The organism is Pseudomonas cichorii (assembly GCF_003700275.1).
Classification (GTDB): Bacteria; Pseudomonadota; Gammaproteobacteria; order Pseudomonadales; family Pseudomonadaceae; genus Aquipseudomonas; species Aquipseudomonas cichorii_B.
This window is the reverse complement of the sequence record NZ_RBRE01000084.1, coordinates 66,569-82,902: the sequence shown is the minus strand read 5'-3', so window position 1 is coordinate 82,902 and position 16,334 is coordinate 66,569. Positions and strand designations below refer to the sequence as shown.

Genomic DNA, 16,334 nt, shown 5'->3' with positions numbered 1-16,334 from the left:
GGTAATCGCATGCGCCGCGTCGTTATCACTGGTCTGGGCATTGTTTCCTGCTTGGGCAATGACAAAGAGACCGTCACCGCCAACCTGCGTGCCAACCGCCCTGGCATCCGGTTCAATCCGGAATATGCCGAAATGGGTCTGCGCAGCCAGGTTTCCGGCTCCATCGACCTCAACCTGGAAGAACTGATCGATCGCAAGATCTTCCGTTTCGTCGGCCACGCGGCAGCCTATGCCTACCTGGCGATGAAAGACGCTATCGCCGACTCCGGCCTGAGCGAAGATCAGGTTTCCAACGTCCGCACCGGCCTGATCGCCGGCAGCGGCGGCGCTTCCACGCTGAACCAGATGGAAGCGCTGGATACCCTGCGTGAAAAAGGCGTCAAGCGTGTCGGTCCTTACCGCGTTACGCGGACCATGGGCAGCACCGTTTCGGCATGCCTGGCCACACCGTTCAAGATCAAGGGCGTGAACTACTCGATCTCGTCCGCCTGCGCCACCAGTGCTCACTGCATCGGTAACGCTGTCGAGCAGATCCAGCTGGGCAAGCAGGACATCGTCTTTGCTGGCGGTGGCGAAGAAGAACACTGGAGCCAGTCGTTCCTGTTCGACGCCATGGGCGCGCTGTCCACACAGTACAACGAAACCCCGGAAAAGGCCTCCCGCGCCTACGACGCCAAGCGTGACGGTTTCGTCATTGCCGGCGGTGGCGGCATGGTGGTTGTCGAGGAGCTGGAACACGCTCTGGCACGTGGCGCCAAGATCTACGCGGAAATCGTCGGCTACGGCGCGACCTCCGACGGCTACGACATGGTTGCTCCAAGCGGCGAAGGCGCAATCCGCTGCATGCAGATGGCTCTGTCCACCGTTGACGGCCCTATCGACTATCTCAACACTCACGGCACCTCGACCCCGGTCGGTGACGCGAAAGAGATGGAAGGTGTACGTGAAGTCTTCGGCAGCAACGCTCCAGCCATTAGCTCGACCAAGAGCCTGTCCGGTCACTCGCTGGGCGCCGCTGGCGTTCACGAAGCGATCTACTGCCTGCTGATGATGGAAAACAACTTCATTGCCGGTTCCGCGAACATCGACGAACTGGACCCGGTTGTCGCTGACATGCCGATCCTGCGCGAGACTCGCGAAGACGCCAAGCTCGACCTGGTCATGAGCAACAGCTTCGGCTTTGGCGGCACCAACGCCACGCTGGTTCTGAAGCGCTGGCAGGGTCAGTAATACGGCCTCGCAGCAAATCTGAAGAAGGCGCCTTTCGAGGCGCTTTTTTTATGCCTGCGATATGCTTGGACATTGCCCTGACCTGCAGAGAAAAGCTTGATGCCCACCATCACCCCGCGCGCCGAAGACGTGGAAGGACAACCCATTCTGCGCCCCCTGCCCTCGGCCGGATGCCGAAGCGTCGGTCCTTTCGTGTTTTTCGATCACATGCTGGAAACCGTTTATGCGCCAGGCAGCGGCATGGATATCCGCCAGCACCCGCATATCGGCCTCTCGACCCTGACCTACCTGTTCGAGGGTCAGCTACAGCACAAGGACAGCCTGGGCAGCGATCAACTGGTCAGCCCCGGAGATGTGAGCTGGATGACCGCTGGCAGCGCCATCGCCCATATCGAACGTACACCCGCACCATTGCAGGCCAGCGGATCGAGGATGCATGGCTTGCAGGTCTGGCTGGCGTCTCCGAAGGAACATGAACAAGGCTCAGGTCATTACAGCCATCACCCCGCATCCAGCCTCCCCTACAGCGAAAACATGGGAATTGGCATTCGCATGATTGCAGGCAATGGCTTCGGGCTGATCTCACCCGTACCGGTACTTTCCCCTACCTTGTACGCCGAACTGCACCTCCAGAACGCAACGACCTTGCCGATCCCCGCCGAACACGAAGAACGCGCCCTGTACGTGCTTGAAGGTGAAGCGTCACTGAATGGCGAACCCATCACGCCACGCAGCCTCGTGGTACTGGACGCAGGCCAGGCGGTTAACCTGTGCGCAGAAAGCGACTGCCACGCCGTGCTGATCGGCGGAGCCCCCCTGGACGGCCCACGACGCATGAACTGGAATTTCGTGGCCAGCGACAAGGCTCTGATAGAACAGGCAAAAGCTCGCTGGGCTGCGGGAGACTGGCCGAGCGTGCCGGGGGAAATTGGCAGGATTGAGTTGCCCCGGTAAGAGCCAACTCATTCGCGAAGAGTCAGTACATCCGACAGGAACATGTCGCCTGAAATACCGTCTCGCGAATGAATTCACTCCTACACCGGTTCAGTTGGAACATTTCTTATATTTGGTTTAACTTTCAACCCGAATAATGGCTATTTAATGCCACCAGGTGCCGCCTGCTCCGCAGTACTGCTGCCGGAGTACCGTTTTTGAGCAACCTTTACGAGCGTTGCTTTTTTCAATCCTATCGCCAAGGAAGTCGCATGTTTGCCAACATCGTCACGGGAGCTCAACGCGGTCTTTTATTGCGGCCTCTATTCGGTCAGATTCTCACAATCACGCTCCGGGACCATACACCTGCCAGCCAGCAGGCGGTACTGGATGTGATACGCAAGCTGGCCCTGGCCAGCGAGGCTGCGCCCCAACCTGCGGGGCTGGTAGCAGCGTTTGCGCCAGAACTGTGGAGCAGTTGGCAGGGCCGTGAAATTCCGGTCAGCCGCAAGATACTCAACCATTCGCCCAAACTGCGCGATACCGGTGGAGATGTGCTGCTGTTCCTGAAAGCGCCCGATGCAGAAGCAGCGCACCGTCTGGTGAGCGAATTCAGGCCTGCACTGGAAGCACTGGCCAGCCACATCGAGGTGGTGGAGGCAGGAAAACGCGAGGATGGTCGCGTCATTGGCGGTCGCTATCTGGATGGCATTACCAATCCCAACGATCCAGTCAGTCTGGCCGAGGATATTTTGCTGGGCGACGCCTATGCAGGGGCGTCGTTCGCCTTCACCCAGAAATTCCTGTTTGATTGGCGCACCATTGCCGCGATGTCGCCGGACAGCGAAGACGCCATGATCGGCCGCGATACGGATGGGGCAATCTTGCCGCAGGGACCTGGGGATGCGCATATCCACCGCGCTCATGTGCGCGATGCCAATGGCGATAACCGCAAGCTGCTGCGGCAGGCGCTGCCATTTGGCGAACAGGCCGGGCACGCGGCGCGTGAGGCAGGCCTGATGTTCGTGGCTTTCTGCAACGAGCAGGAGCGTTTCGAGAAGATCCTGCACCACATGATGGGTGACATGCCGGATCGCCCGGTCGATCGCCTGATGAGCGTAGTACAGGGAGTGGCGGGTGCCTACTGGTATGTACCGGCGGCTGCAGAGCTGGACGTGGCGCACGTGGCCAGCGTGGCAGATACCGAGGAAGATCCGCACTGGGATGTACGCAGCTCCAATGGCTATATGTTCTATAACTCGCAGGACTACCTGCACCAGATGGCAGAGGGCGGCTATGCGCCGGGAGACCCGCCCGGCCCTCGCCTGCTGACCTTGCTGGGGCGCACCTTTTCGCATTGGAGCGACGGCTGGCTGCGCCGCCAGCCCTTTCCACGCCTGCCGCACCTGTCGACGCTGGTGACACCGGACGAAGCGTCGGTGCTCCAGGGCTCGGCCTTGCTGCGCAAGGGGCTGGCCAACCAGAAGACGCTGGCAGATCTGCTCTCGTCCCCGCATTCGCGACTGGCGCGTGACAACCAGTTGCTGCGCATCTACCCCGAAGAATTGCTGGTGGGGATCATTCCCGACTTCACGCTGGGGCGCGGCAAGGAAGTGGTGCCCTACCTGAACGAGCAAGAGACCATTACGGCCTGGCTCAAGGGCCAGCTCAACGAATGGTCGGCCATGGGCCATGTGGTGCCGCACTACCAGCACCTGGTCGACCTGGGCCTGGGCGGTCTGTTGGCGCAGTTGCAGCAAAAACGGGCACAACCCGGCCTGACAGCGGCGCAGCAGGACTTCTATCAGGGGGCGATCTGGTCGCTGGAAGGCGTACAGCGCTACCTGCTCAACTGGGCCGAGCATGCCGAGCACACAGCGGCCCAGGCCACTGCAGCGGAGGATGCGCAGAACATGCGCGACGTGGCTGCGCGCCTGCGCCACCTGAGCAGCCAGCCGCCGCGTGATTTCCATGATGGCGTGCAGTTGATCTTTTCCTTCCACTGCTGCCTGCACCTGTTGGGCGAACTGACGGCCCTGGGGCGGCTGGACCAGATCCTGTGGCCGTTGCTCCAAAAGCATCCGCTGGACGAAGCCCGTGCGCAGGAGATCGTCGATTGTCTGTGGCTGAAGATGGGCGAGAACGCTTTCGCGAACCGAGCCGACATCACCGACTACGTCAATTACGGCACCACGGCGGTCTGTGGGCTGGGCGGCAACTTCCCGCAGGGGGGCGGTATCAACCAGTGGGTGCAGCAGATCACCGTGGGTGGCTATGTGGCCAATGACGATGCCGAGCCTACCGGCGGCGTCAACCCGGTGACCATGCTGTGCCTGAAGGCGGCCCGCCGCATACCGGTTAACGCGCCCACTCTTTCGCTGCGGGTGTACAAGGACATGCCCCAGGAAATTCTGGACGCTGCGGCCCAATCGCTGCTGGCAGGCGGTGCGCACCCGATCCTGTACCAGGATGACAAACTGTGCGAAGCACTGCGCCGCTCGGGCAAGGACGTGTCGCTGCGCTGGTCGCGCGATTACGCTGCCGATGGCTGCTATGAGCCGATGCTGGCGGGTGCCACCGAGTTTGCGTTTGCCAACGTCACACCGATGGCGGCGCTGGAGCAGGCGCTGAATCAGGGAGCCACCTATGGCGCGGCCGGGCCGATCTACCTGCGCGGCCTGAAGCAGACTTTCCGCTCTCCGCCTGCGCACGAGATAGACAGCTTTGAAAAGCTGCAGTCGCAGTTCCTGCACCAACTGGAATGGCTAGTGATACAGACCTACAACGTCATCCTCGGCGCCTACGGCAATCTTGGCGAAATCTGCCCCAGCCCTCTGTTGTCCACGTTGATCGACGGCTGTGTCGATTCGGGCCGCGACCTGACCAATGCCGGAGCGCGCTTTCACATGATTGCACCGCTGTGCGTGGGCGTCTCCAACACTATCGATTCCCTGTATGCGATCAAGAAGCTGGTGTACGACCGCGAGACGGCGATTACTACACTCCCCGAGCTGGTGGATTGCCTGATCAACGACTGGGGCTACACCCTGATTGAGCCGTACCAGAACGAGTTGACGGGGCCTGCGGCAGCGGGCGAGCGCACACGCCGTTACCAGGAATGGCGCGACATCGCCCTGCAGTTGCCCAAGTGGGGCAGCGGAAACAAGGAAGTGGACGAACTGGGCAATTGGGTCATGGACCACCTGATCCGCCTGTGCGTGGATGTGATCCGCCAGCCTCATCCCGCACTGCAGCCGCTGCTGGACGGCATTGCCAAGACCTACGGCCAGTTTGAATTCGTCGTCACGCCGGGCATCGGTACCTTCGAGGGCTATGTGGGCGATGGCGCGCCCTGCGGTGCCACGGCCGATGGCCGCCGCAACGGCATGCCGATTGCGTCCGACCTGTCTCCGGTGCCGGCGCCACAGGATCTGGCCGCGGCACCAGCCTTCCGCAATATCTACCAATCGCTAGAGAGCTGGCGCAACGACGCCATTGACTACGGGCTCTCCAACGCATCCCCGGTGGACATGAACATCTCCGAGAACTTCCCGCTGGAAGACCTGAAACGCTTCCTGCGCGTATATGCCGACGGCGGCACGGGCTCCAACCTGATCACGCTGACCTGTGCCGACCTCGCCACCTACCAGGCGGCGAGCAAGGATCCGGAACGCTACGACCTGCTGCGCGTGCGCATGGGGGGCTGGACCGAGTTCTACGCCGTGATGTTCCCCATGCACCAGGAGCAGCACCAGCGCCGTCAGTATTTCACGCCCTGATCCGCTGTCCCTGACGGTTCACTGCCCGGGCCACAATTCAGATGCTGCGTTTCTTTTTGCTTGCCTAGTCGCGGGCAAGCCCCCTCCCACGGTTGAAATTCGTGGGAAGGGCCTTGGTCACGACAGTTGTATCCCGCGCGAATTTACTTGCGAAAGAGCCGGGTATTGCTTCAACCCTTGAATACTTCACCCAGCAGGTTATGCATGCTGGTAAACGCACGCCCGGCCACTTTGGCGTCGTACATCATCATACCCGGCACGTTGGCGTGCGGGTCGGTGAACGAGTGGAAGGCGCCGCCGTAGCTGTGCAACTGCCAATCCACACCAGCAGCGTTCATTTCTTCCTCGAATGCTGGCAACTGCTCCCTGGCGACCAATGGATCGGAGGCGCCGTGCAGGACCAGCACCTTACCCTTGATATTGTTCGCGTCGGCAGGGTTCGGTGTGTCCAGCGTGCCGTGGAAGGAAATGGCCGCTTTCAGCTCTGCACCGGTACGTGCCAGTTCCAGCGAACAGCAACCGCCGAAGCAGAAACCGAAGGTCGCGATCTTGCCGGCATCCAGGGAAACGTCTTCCTGGCTCAGCAATTGATCGAGGGCTACCTGCATGCGTTTGCGCAGCAAGGCACGGTCATCCTTGAGCGGCGTCATGGCAGCGCCCGCCTCGTCATTGTTGGCTGGACGAATGGTTTGCCCGTACAGGTCGGCCAACAGCACGACATAACCCTGCTCGGCAACTGCCTTGGCAATGGTTTCAGCGCCCTGACTGACACCCATCCAGTTGGGGGCCATCAGCAGGCCCGGGCGCTTCGAGGTAGCGGCCGAGTCAAACACCAGGCGACTTTCGTAAGGCTGGCCATCGATCTGGTAAACCACGGAACGGACAGTGATGTTGCTGCTCATTGCTGACTCCTGATCATTGAGAAAGAGGGTTCACATACCAAAACAAAAAACCCGCCGAAGCGGGTTTTCTGTCAATCAACTATCAAACAGACAGTTCGACCAGCAACTTGTTCAGACGGCGCACATAGGCAGCCGGGTCTTTCAAGCTGTCACCGGCGGCCAGCGCCGCCTGATCGAAGAGGATGTGCGACAGGTCGCCGAAGCGCTCTTCGCTCTGCTCCAGATCGAGCTTGCCGATCAGAGGGTGAGACGGGTTGAACTCAAAGATCGGCTTGGAATCCGGAACCTTCTGGCCGCTGGCTTCGAGGATCTGACGCATCTGCAGACCCAGATCCTGCTCACCAATGGCCAGGATCGCCGGAGAATCGGTCAGGCGGTGAGAAACACGCACCTCGCTGACCGACTCGCCCAAGGCTGTCTTGAGGCGCTCGATGAGGCCTTCCTTGTCCTTGGCGATCTCTTCCTGAGCCTTCTTGTCCTCTTCGGAATCAAGCTTGCCCAGATCCAGATCACCCCGTGCCACATCGACAAAGCCCTTGCCGTCGAAATCGCTCAGGTAGCTCATCAGCCACTCGTCGATACGATCGGTCAGCAGAAGCACTTCGATGCCTTTCTTGCGGAAGACTTCCAGGTGCGGGCTGTTCTTGACCTGCGCGTAGGATTCGCCGGTGAGGTAATAGATCTTGTCCTGACCTTCCTTGGCGCGCGCCAGGTATTCAGCCAGGGAAACGCTCTGCTCGCCGCTTTCGTCAGAAGTCGAAGCGAAGCGCAGCAGACCGGCGATCTTTTCCTTGTTGGCGAAGTCTTCAGCCGGACCTTCTTTAAGTACCTGACCGAAGTTTTTCCAGAAGCCCTTGTATTGCTCAGGCTCGTTCTTGGCCAGTTTTTCCAGCATGTCCAGCACGCGCTTGGTCAGCGCGGACTTCATCGAATCGATGATCGGGTCTTTCTGCAGAATTTCCCGGGAAACGTTCAGCGACAGGTCATTGGAGTCGACCACGCCCTTGATGAAGCGCAGGTACAACGGCAGGAAGGACTCGGCCTGATCCATGACGAATACACGCTGCACGTACAGCTTCAGGCCACGCGGCGCCTCACGCTGGTACAGGTCGAACGGCGCGCGAGCCGGAACGTAGAGCAACGAGGTGTATTCCAGCTTGCCTTCGACCTTGTTATGGCTCCAGCTCAGCGGGTTCTCGTAGTCATGGGCAACGTGCTTGTAGAACTCCTGGTATTCCTCGTCCTTCACATCGGTACGGGAACGAGTCCAGAGAGCGCTGGCACGGTTGACGGTTTCCCATTCCTCTGCCGGAGCCTCTTCGCCTTCGGCGGCCGGAGCCTGCTCTTTGGGCAGCTCGATCGGCAAGGCGATGTGGTCGGAATACTTCTTGATGATGTTGCGCAGACGGTAGCCATCGGCGAACTCGTCTTCACCACTTTTCAGGTGCAGGACGATACGGGTGCCGCGCTCGGCCTTCTCGATGGTGGCGACTTCAAACTCGCCCTCGCCTTTCGAGGACCAGTGCACACCTTCACCGGCAGGCAGGCCAGCACGGCGGCTGAACACTTCAACCTGGTCGGCAACGATGAATGCCGAGTAGAAGCCCACACCGAACTGACCAATCAGGTGCGAATCCTTCTTCTGGTCGCCCGACAGGTTTTTCATGAAATCTGCGGTACCGGATTTGGCGATGGTACCCAGATGGGTAATCACATCGTCACGGCTCATACCGATGCCGTTGTCTTCGAGCGTAACGGTCTTGGCGTCCTTGTCGAAGGTCACGCGAATTTTCAGTTCCGCGCCGCCTTCAAGCAACTCAGGCTTGGACAAGGCCTCGAAGCGTAGTTTATCGACAGCGTCGGAGGCGTTCGAGATCAATTCGCGAAGGAAGATTTCCTTGTTGGAATACAGCGAATGGATCATGAGGTGCAGCAGTTGCTTTACCTCGGTCTGGAAGCCCAGGGTTTCCTTTTGAGTTTCCACACTCATGGTCATCAAACTCCAAGTGGATGATATAAGCCGCCACATTTCAGGCTCGGGCCTGTGTGGCAGCGGGTAGTCATCAAGGTGGGGGCTGGGACCGGGATTTCAAGAGCCTGAAAACATCAACTGCGATTCTTCTGCGGCAGGGGCGCCAATGGAGGGATTGCCAGGTCGCATGTCGGCGTCTGGCGTTGCCCTGGCGTGACAGACGCCGGGCTCCTTTATCCCGCTGTGTCGACCGTGCAGTTCAGGAACTGTAATACCGACAGAACAGTGAACTTTAATATTCCGATAATCCGTTGGAACTTAACTTACAGGGCTGGGTTCTCAGGCACGTAGATAATCAATAAGGAGAAATACCCCATGCGTAAATCTTTAGCCTATGCCTTGATGCTTTCTGCCACATTGGGTCTTGCCGCCTGCGACAAAAAGTCCGAAAACACTCAGCAAGAAGCCAATAAAGCAGCTCAACAATCCCAGGAGTCCATGGAGAAGGCCCAGGAAAAAGTGAACGATGCGGCCAAGGAAAGCCAGGAAGCTGCCCAGAAGAATGCAGAAGCCGCACAACAACGCGCGACCGAAACACCGGCTCCAGCGCCAGAGACAGCTCCCGCCAAATAAACCACGGCCCGGGGACTTCCTGAAAAACAATAAAGCCCGTTATTTAACGGGCTTTATTAGTTCAACTGTAAAACTGCCTGTACAGCTGTGTATTAACTCATTACAGCCTTATGCCAGCGCTTCGCTGCGCTTGCCGGCTATCCGGTCAAATGCCATGGCACCGACCAGAGTAATCACCGACGGCACCAGCCAGGCCAGACCCTGCTCGCTAAGCGGCAGGTTTGCCAGCACGCTTGGCAGGTGTTCGGCAAAACCGGCCCCCTTGTAGGCATCGAGAATGCCGAACAACAGCGAAACCAGCATGACCGGGCCAATGACACGTCCCTGACTGTTCCACAGCCCCTTGCAGAAGCTCAGCCCGACCAGAACGATGCAGGGCGGATAGATTGCGGTCAGCACCGGAATCGAGAACTGAATCAGATTGGTCAGCCCCAGATTGGACACCAACAGGGAAAACAGCGCCAGGATGATGACCAGAGCCTTGTAGGACAGCGGCAGCACACGGCTGAAGTACTCGGCACAGGCGCAGGTCAGGCCAACAGCAGTAACCAGGCAGGCCAACGAAATCAGCACCGCCAGAAAACCACTGCCCAGCGAACCAAAGGTATGTTGCACATAAGCATGCAGCACTGCCGCGCCATTGGCTGCACCTGCCGCCACCGCGTGGCTGCCGGAACCGAGGCGGAACAGGCTGATATACACCAGCGCCAGACCTACGCCAGCGATAAGCCCGGCAATCACCGCATAACGGGTAATCAGGCGTGGCGACTCGACGCCTCGCGAGCGGATGGCATTGACAATGACGATACCGAAGACCAGCGCCCCGAGGGTGTCCATGGTCAGGTAACCATTGATAAAGCCCTGAGAGAACGGTGCCGCGACATAAGCCGGCTCTGCAGAACCGATTTCACCTGCCGGAAGCATGAAGGCAGCGATGCCAAGTACCGCCAGGGCAATGATCTTCAACGGCGCGAGGAAACGGCCAACGGTGTCCAGCAAGCGGCCCGGGTACATCGAAACCCAGAACACCACGAGGAAATACACCAGGCTGTACAGGAACAGCGCCAGCGGGCTCTCTCCTGTCAATGGCGCCAGGCCGACTTCAAACGATACGGTGGCCGTACGTGGCGTGGCGAACAGCGGGCCGACCGCCAGATAGCACACAGCAGCCAGAACTCCTCCGGCAATCTTGCCGATGGGGCTGCTCAAGTCGTCCATCGCGCCGCCGACCTTGGCCAGTGCGATGACGGTAACGACCGGCAGGCCAACAGCCGTGACCAGAAAGCCCAGTGCAGCCATCCACACATGCGGACCAGCCTGCAAGCCTACGATAGGCGGGAAGATGATATTACCGGCGCCCACGAACAGGGCGAACGTCATGAAACCCAATGCCAGAATGTCCTGGCCTTTCAACACTTTCATCTAGGGAAACCACACTGCCAATTCAGAATTCAAAAGAGGAGTTCCCGAGGGTCAGGGAAGTTCTGTCTGCCCTTTTAAGGCTGACAGTACGGTGCCAGGATTCCTTGTGAGAAACGGACGGCACGAAAAGGCTGCTAGCCTAACGAAATAGCCGATTAAACGCACTAGAAAAGAGCAGAAAGGCGACGACTCGCACTCGTATGTAGCGTTTTTATGCTTATTCCTGCATGAATTTCGCAAGGCAGTGCCTTTCACCGCAACAGAGGATTGCTTCGCCTGGCAAACCCCGAAAAGCACAAAGGCCACCCGAAGGTGGCCTTTGTCGATCAGACGAAAAGTAAGCGAAGCTTACTTGGCGGTCCAACCAGTCAGCTCAGCCAGGGCTTTGCCGATGTCTGCCAGCGAACGCACGGTTTTTACGCCTGCGTCTTGCAGTGCAGCGAATTTCTCGTCTGCAGTACCTTTACCGCCGGAGATGATTGCACCTGCGTGGCCCATGCGCTTGCCCGGAGGAGCAGTCACACCAGCGATGTAGGAAACAACCGGCTTGGTCACGTGTGCCTTGATGTAGGCAGCCGCTTCTTCTTCAGCCGAACCGCCGATCTCACCGATCATGACGATCGCTTCGGTCTTCGGGTCTTCCTGGAACAGTTTCAAGATGTCGATGAAGTTGGAGCCCGGGATCGGGTCACCACCGATACCAACGCAGGTGGACTGACCGAAACCGGCGTCAGTGGTCTGCTTGACAGCTTCATAGGTCAGGGTGCCGGAACGCGACACGATACCAACCTTGCCTGGCAAGTGAATGTGACCTGGCATGATGCCGATCTTGCACTCGCCCGGAGTAATGACGCCTGGGCAGTTAGGGCCGATCAGGGTAACACCCAGCTCGTCGCACTTGACCTTGGCTTCCAGCATGTCGATGGTAGGAATGCCTTCGGTGATGCAGACGATCAGCTTGATGCCGCCGAAAGCTGCTTCAAGGATGGAGTCCTTGCAGAAAGGAGCCGGAACGTAGATAACCGATGCGTCAGCGCCGGTTGCTTCTACAGCTTCTTTCACAGTGTTGAACACTGGCAGGTTCAGGTGAGTGGTGCCACCCTTGCCTGGAGTCACGCCGCCAACCATCTTGGTGCCGTAGGCAATGGCTTGTTCGGAGTGGAAGGTACCTTGCGAACCAGTGAAACCCTGGCAGATAACCTTGGTGTCTTTATTGATCAGAACGCTCATTACTTGCCCTCCGCAGCTTTGACAACTTGTTGAGCAGCGTCGGTCAGGCTGGTAGCCGCGATGATGTTCAAACCGCTTTCTGCCAGTACTTTAGCGCCCAGCTCAGCGTTGTTGCCTTCAAGGCGAACAACAACCGGGATTTTAACGCCGACTTCTTTCACTGCACCGATGATGCCTTCGGCAATCATGTCGCAACGAACGATGCCGCCGAAGATGTTGACCAGTACCGCCGCGACATTGGTGTCGGACAGGATGATCTTGAACGCTTCGGTAACGCGCTCCTTGGTAGCACCACCACCAACGTCGAGGAAGTTGGCTGGCTTGCCGCCATGCAGATTGACGATGTCCATGGTACCCATGGCCAGGCCGGCACCGTTGACCATGCAGCCGATGTTACCTTCCAGCGCTACGTAGTTCAGTTCGAACTTGGCAGCGTGAGCTTCGCGCGGATCATCCTGCGAAGGATCGTGGAAAGCCTTCAGCTTTGGCTGACGGTACATGGCGTTGGCGTCGATGTTGATCTTGGCGTCCAGGCAGTGCAGATCGCCGTCAGCCTTGATCACCAGCGGGTTGACTTCCAGCAGGGCCAGATCGTGGTCCTGGAACAGTTTGGCCAGACCGATGAAGATCTTGGCGAACTGAGCAACCTGCTTGCCTTCCAGACCCAGCTGGAAAGCCAGCTCGCGACCCTGGAATGGCTGAGCGCCAACCAGTGGATCGATAGTGGCCTTGAGAATCTTTTCAGGAGTGTCGTGAGCGATTTTCTCGATGTCCACGCCACCTTCGGTGGAAGCCATGAACACGATACGACGGCTGGAGCGATCGACTACAGCGCCCAGGTACAGCTCTTTGGCGATGTCAGTGCAGGATTCGACCAGGATCTTGGTCACTGGTTGACCATTGGCGTCGGTCTGGTAAGTAACCAGACGCTTGCCCAGCCATTGCTGTGCGAACGCTGCTGCGTCTTCCTTGCTGCGAACCAGCTTGACGCCGCCCGCTTTACCGCGACCACCAGCGTGAACCTGAGCCTTGACGACCCATTCGGTACCACCGATCTTGTCGCAAGCTTCTGCTGCTGCTTCCGGGGTGTCTACTGCGTAGCCTTTGGATACTGGCAGGCCGTATTCAGCGAACAGCTGCTTACCCTGATACTCGTGAAGATTCATGCTTATTACCGTCTTCGTTTAGGTACTGCGCATTCGGTGCTGCACGTTCAGCGTGCCGCACCACCTGTGACCGCTACTCCTGGCTGACTACAGAAGTGTCATTCAACACTTCTGAAGCCGCCTGAGAGGTCGAGTCCGGCGGAATTTCCGCGGTGAGTCTTGCTCGCAAGGCTCACGACGGGCATTCCGTCGTGGTTTTCTCTTGTTGTCTTAGCGTTTTTTACGGTTCTGGATGTGGATGGCACCGCCATTCACCGCCAGGGCCGCTTCGTGAAGCGCTTCGGACAGAGTCGGGTGCGAGAAGACCATCATGCCGATGTCTTCTGCACTGCTACCGAATTCCATTGCAATCGCGCCCTGCTGTACCAGCTCGGCAGCGCTTGGGCCAATCACGTGCACACCCAGGACGCGGTCGGTCTTGGCATCGGCGATGATCTTGACGAAACCACCGGTGTCGTTGGCGGCCATGGCACGGCCACTGGCTGCGAACGGGAAGGTGCCGACGTTGACTTCAACGCCTTCGCTCTTCAGGGTCTGCTCGGTCTTGCCAACCCACGCGATTTCCGGGTGAGTGTAGATAACCGAAGGGATCAGGTTGTAGTTCATCTGAGCCTTGTGGCCCTTGATGCGCTCGACGACCATGATGCCCTCTTCCGAGGCCTTGTGCGCCAGCATCAGACCACGAACCACGTCACCGATGGCGTAAACGCCCGGTACGCTGGTGGTGCAGTAGTCGTCGACATAGATGAAGCCACGCTCATCCAGGTCCACGCCGCTATCGGCAGCCAGCAGGTCGGTGGTCACTGGACGACGGCCAACGGCAACGATCAGGCGGTCGAAAGTGATGGTCTGCTCGCCGGCAGCATCGGTGTAGGTCACGACGACTTCTTCGCCATTGACCTTGGAGCCGGTTACGCGAGCGCCCAGCTTGACGTCCAGACCTTGCTTGGTGAAGGTCTTCAGCGCTTCCTTGGAAACAGCTTCGTCAGCGGCAGGCAGGAACTTGTCCAGCGCTTCCAGAACGGTAACCTGAGCACCCAGGCGAGCCCATACCGAGCCCAGTTCCAGACCGATAACACCAGCGCCGATCACGCCCAGACGCTTCGGAACGGCCTGGAATTCCAGGGCGCCGGTGGAGTCGACGATGACATTCTGGTCGACCGGAGCCGGTGGAATGTCGATCGGACGCGAACCGGAGGCCAGGATCACATGCTCGGCTTCGATGATTTCAACGGTGCCGTCGGCAGCGGTCAGCTCGACTTTCTTGCCGGCCAGCAGTTTGCCGTGACCTTGCAGAGTAGTCACGCCATTGGCCTTGAACAGGCTGGAAACGCCGCCAGTCAGGTTCTTGACGATAGTGGACTTGCGGCCAACCATCGCAGGTACGTCGATAGCGACTTCCGAAGTCGAGATACCGTGAACGCCGAAGCCGTTCTTGGCTTCGTAGAACTTCCACGAGCTGTCCAGCAGCGCCTTGGAAGGAATGCAACCGACGTTCAGGCAGGTACCGCCCAAGGCCAGCTTGCCTTCCTTGTCCTGATACTTCTCGATGCAGGCAGTCTTGAAACCAAGTTGCGCAGCCTTGATGGCGGCAACATAACCGCCAGGGCCTGCGCCAATCACTACCACGTCGAATTTCTGGGACATAAAAAAGAGTTCCTTTTTAGCTGCGAGCTTCAAGCTGCAAGCTACAAGCCGGTCTGCACTGTTCTGCAGGGCATGCTTGCAACCTGTTGATTAGATGCAACATACCAGCCCCGGCTGCAGGCCGCTGTACTTCGTCTTGAAGCACGCGACTTGCAGCGCGGGGCTGCGCCATCAGATATCCAGCAGCAGACGAGCCGGATCTTCCAGCAGGTTCTTGATGGTAACGAGGAAGGTTACAGCTTCTTTACCATCGATCAAACGGTGATCGTACGACAGCGCCAGATACATCATCGGACGGATGACAACCTGACCATTGATTGCCATAGGACGCTGCAGGATGTTGTGCATGCCCAGAATCGCAGCCTGTGGCGGGTTGACGATCGGCGTCGACATCATCGAACCGAAGGTACCACCGTTGGTGATGGTGAAGGTACCACCAGTCATCTCGTCCATCGACAGCTTGCCGTCACGAGCCTTCTTGCCGAAGGTGGCGATGCCGCCTTCGATTTCAGCCAGGCTCATCAGTTCGGCGTTACGCAGAACCGGTACGACCAGACCACGATCGCTGGATACGGCAACGCCGACGTCGGCATAGCCGTGGTAAACGATGTCGCTGCCGTCGATCGAAGCGTTGACTGCCGGGAAGCGTTTCAGCGCTTCGGTAGCAGCCTTGACGAAGAACGACATGAAGCCCAGGCGTACGCCATTGTGGGACTTCTCGAACAGGTCCTTGTACTTGGAGCGCAGTGCCATGACTTCGGTCATGTCGACTTCGTTGAACGTGGTCAGCATCGCCATGTTCGACTGGGCTTCGACCAGACGCTTGGCAACGGTGGCACGTACGCGAGTCATCGGTACACGCTTCTCGACGCGGTCGCCGGCAGCCAGTACCGGAGCAGCAGCGGCTGCAGCAGGCTTGGCAGCAGGAGCAGCAGCCGGCGCGGACTTCTTGGCTTCGACAGCGGCAACCACGTCTTCCTTGGTTACACGACCATCCTTGCCAGTGCCCTTGACGCTGGCCAGGTTGATGCCGTTTTCTTCAGCCAGCTTGCGAGCGGCAGGAGCGGCGATTGCATCGTCATCGGCAGCCGATGCAGCGGCCTGGGCTGGCGCAGCAGCAGGAGCCGCCGCGGCAGCAGGAGCAGCAGATGCGGTAGCACCGGCATCCAGGGTTGCAATCACTTCGTTGGACAGGACGGTGTCGCCCTCGCCTTTCACGATCGACGCCAGTACGCCGTCTGCTTCGGCCAGGACTTCAAGGACAACCTTGTCAGTCTCGATATCGACCAGCAGTTCGTCACGTTTTACCGCCTCGCCCGGCTGTTTGTGCCATTTGGAAATGGTGCCATCGGCAACGGATTCCGGGAAAGAGGGGGCTTTGATCTCGATAGCCATTATCTGTAATTCCTTAATTCGGTTT

Annotated in this window: 11 protein-coding genes; 4 read left to right on the top strand and 7 right to left on the bottom strand. The window is 58.8% G+C overall.

Translation table 11 applies throughout. The features are described from left to right. Positions 1–9 precede the first annotated feature (9 nt). The 3 genes from fabB (at position 10) to ALQ04_RS21970 (ending at position 5,942) form a co-directional block, all read left to right on the top strand. Positions 10–1,230, top strand: a complete 1,221-nt coding sequence (fabB, locus tag ALQ04_RS21980; RefSeq protein WP_122317835.1) for a beta-ketoacyl-ACP synthase I — start codon at positions 10–12, stop codon at positions 1,228–1,230. Positions 1,231–1,329: 99 nt separating this feature from the next. Next, a complete protein-coding gene (locus ALQ04_RS21975; protein ID WP_122317834.1) occupies positions 1,330–2,184 on the top strand; it encodes a pirin family protein in 855 nt (284 codons plus the stop codon). 251 nt (positions 2,185–2,435) lie between these two features. Beyond that, positions 2,436–5,942, top strand: a complete 3,507-nt coding sequence (locus tag ALQ04_RS21970; RefSeq protein ID WP_122317833.1) for a Dyp-type peroxidase — start codon at positions 2,436–2,438, stop codon at positions 5,940–5,942. Positions 5,943–6,112: 170 nt separating this feature from the next. Here ALQ04_RS21970 and ALQ04_RS21965 read toward each other — a convergent pair whose 3' ends face one another. Then, entirely contained in the window at positions 6,113–6,844 is a 732-nt protein-coding gene (locus ALQ04_RS21965; RefSeq protein WP_122317832.1) for a dienelactone hydrolase family protein, read from the bottom strand. An 82-nt stretch (positions 6,845–6,926) separates the two neighbouring features. After that, positions 6,927–8,834 carry a molecular chaperone HtpG gene (htpG, locus tag ALQ04_RS21960; protein ID WP_122317887.1) on the bottom strand — a complete coding sequence of 636 codons (1,908 nt, stop codon included), beginning with the start codon at positions 8,832–8,834 and terminating at the stop codon, positions 6,927–6,929. A 357-nt stretch (positions 8,835–9,191) separates the two neighbouring features. On the opposite strand from htpG, the gene ALQ04_RS21955 reads away from it, so the two are divergent. Beyond that, positions 9,192–9,449 carry a hypothetical protein gene (locus ALQ04_RS21955; RefSeq protein ID WP_122317831.1) on the top strand — a complete coding sequence of 86 codons (258 nt, stop codon included), beginning with the start codon at positions 9,192–9,194 and terminating at the stop codon, positions 9,447–9,449. A gap of 108 nt (positions 9,450–9,557) precedes the next feature. Here ALQ04_RS21955 and brnQ read toward each other — a convergent pair whose 3' ends face one another. From brnQ to odhB, 5 genes are all read right to left on the bottom strand, one after another. Next, positions 9,558–10,871, bottom strand: coding sequence for a branched-chain amino acid transport system II carrier protein (gene brnQ / locus ALQ04_RS21950; protein WP_122317830.1), 1,314 nt, complete (start codon positions 10,869–10,871; stop codon positions 9,558–9,560). A gap of 348 nt (positions 10,872–11,219) precedes the next feature. Then, positions 11,220–12,101, bottom strand: a complete 882-nt coding sequence (gene sucD / locus ALQ04_RS21945) for a succinate--CoA ligase subunit alpha (protein ID WP_122317829.1) — start codon at positions 12,099–12,101, stop codon at positions 11,220–11,222. After that, complete coding sequence (gene sucC, locus ALQ04_RS21940; protein WP_025260629.1) at positions 12,101–13,267, bottom strand: ADP-forming succinate--CoA ligase subunit beta; 1,167 nt, start codon at positions 13,265–13,267, stop codon at positions 12,101–12,103. The genes sucD and sucC overlap by 1 nt, the downstream gene beginning before the upstream one ends. Positions 13,268–13,477: 210 nt before the next feature. Beyond that, positions 13,478–14,914 (bottom strand): dihydrolipoyl dehydrogenase, encoded by a 1,437-nt coding sequence (lpdA, locus tag ALQ04_RS21935; protein WP_122317828.1) that lies wholly within the window; start codon positions 14,912–14,914, stop codon positions 13,478–13,480. Positions 14,915–15,085: 171 nt separating this feature from the next. Next, positions 15,086–16,309, bottom strand: coding sequence for a 2-oxoglutarate dehydrogenase complex dihydrolipoyllysine-residue succinyltransferase (gene odhB / locus ALQ04_RS21930; RefSeq protein ID WP_122317827.1), 1,224 nt, complete (start codon positions 16,307–16,309; stop codon positions 15,086–15,088). Positions 16,310–16,334: the final 25 nt, after the last annotated feature.

Bases quoted from the DNA above. Each gene is read 5' to 3' on its own strand.
- fabB (WP_122317835.1), top strand. From the start codon at position 10: ATGCGCCGCGTCGTTATCACTGGTCTGGGCATTGTTTCCTGCTTGGGC.
- ALQ04_RS21975 (WP_122317834.1), top strand. From the start codon at position 1,330: ATGCCCACCATCACCCCGCGCGCCGAAGACGTGGAAGGACAACCCATT.
- ALQ04_RS21970 (WP_122317833.1), top strand. From the start codon at position 2,436: ATGTTTGCCAACATCGTCACGGGAGCTCAACGCGGTCTTTTATTGCGG.
- ALQ04_RS21965 (WP_122317832.1), bottom strand. From the start codon at position 6,844: ATGAGCAGCAACATCACTGTCCGTTCCGTGGTTTACCAGATCGATGGC.
- htpG (WP_122317887.1), bottom strand. From the start codon at position 8,834: ATGAGTGTGGAAACTCAAAAGGAAACCCTGGGCTTCCAGACCGAGGTA.
- ALQ04_RS21955 (WP_122317831.1), top strand. From the start codon at position 9,192: ATGCGTAAATCTTTAGCCTATGCCTTGATGCTTTCTGCCACATTGGGT.
- brnQ (WP_122317830.1), bottom strand. From the start codon at position 10,871: ATGAAAGTGTTGAAAGGCCAGGACATTCTGGCATTGGGTTTCATGACG.
- sucD (WP_122317829.1), bottom strand. From the start codon at position 12,101: ATGAGCGTTCTGATCAATAAAGACACCAAGGTTATCTGCCAGGGTTTC.
- sucC (WP_025260629.1), bottom strand. From the start codon at position 13,267: ATGAATCTTCACGAGTATCAGGGTAAGCAGCTGTTCGCTGAATACGGC.
- lpdA (WP_122317828.1), bottom strand. From the start codon at position 14,914: ATGTCCCAGAAATTCGACGTGGTAGTGATTGGCGCAGGCCCTGGCGGT.
- odhB (WP_122317827.1), bottom strand. From the start codon at position 16,309: ATGGCTATCGAGATCAAAGCCCCCTCTTTCCCGGAATCCGTTGCCGAT.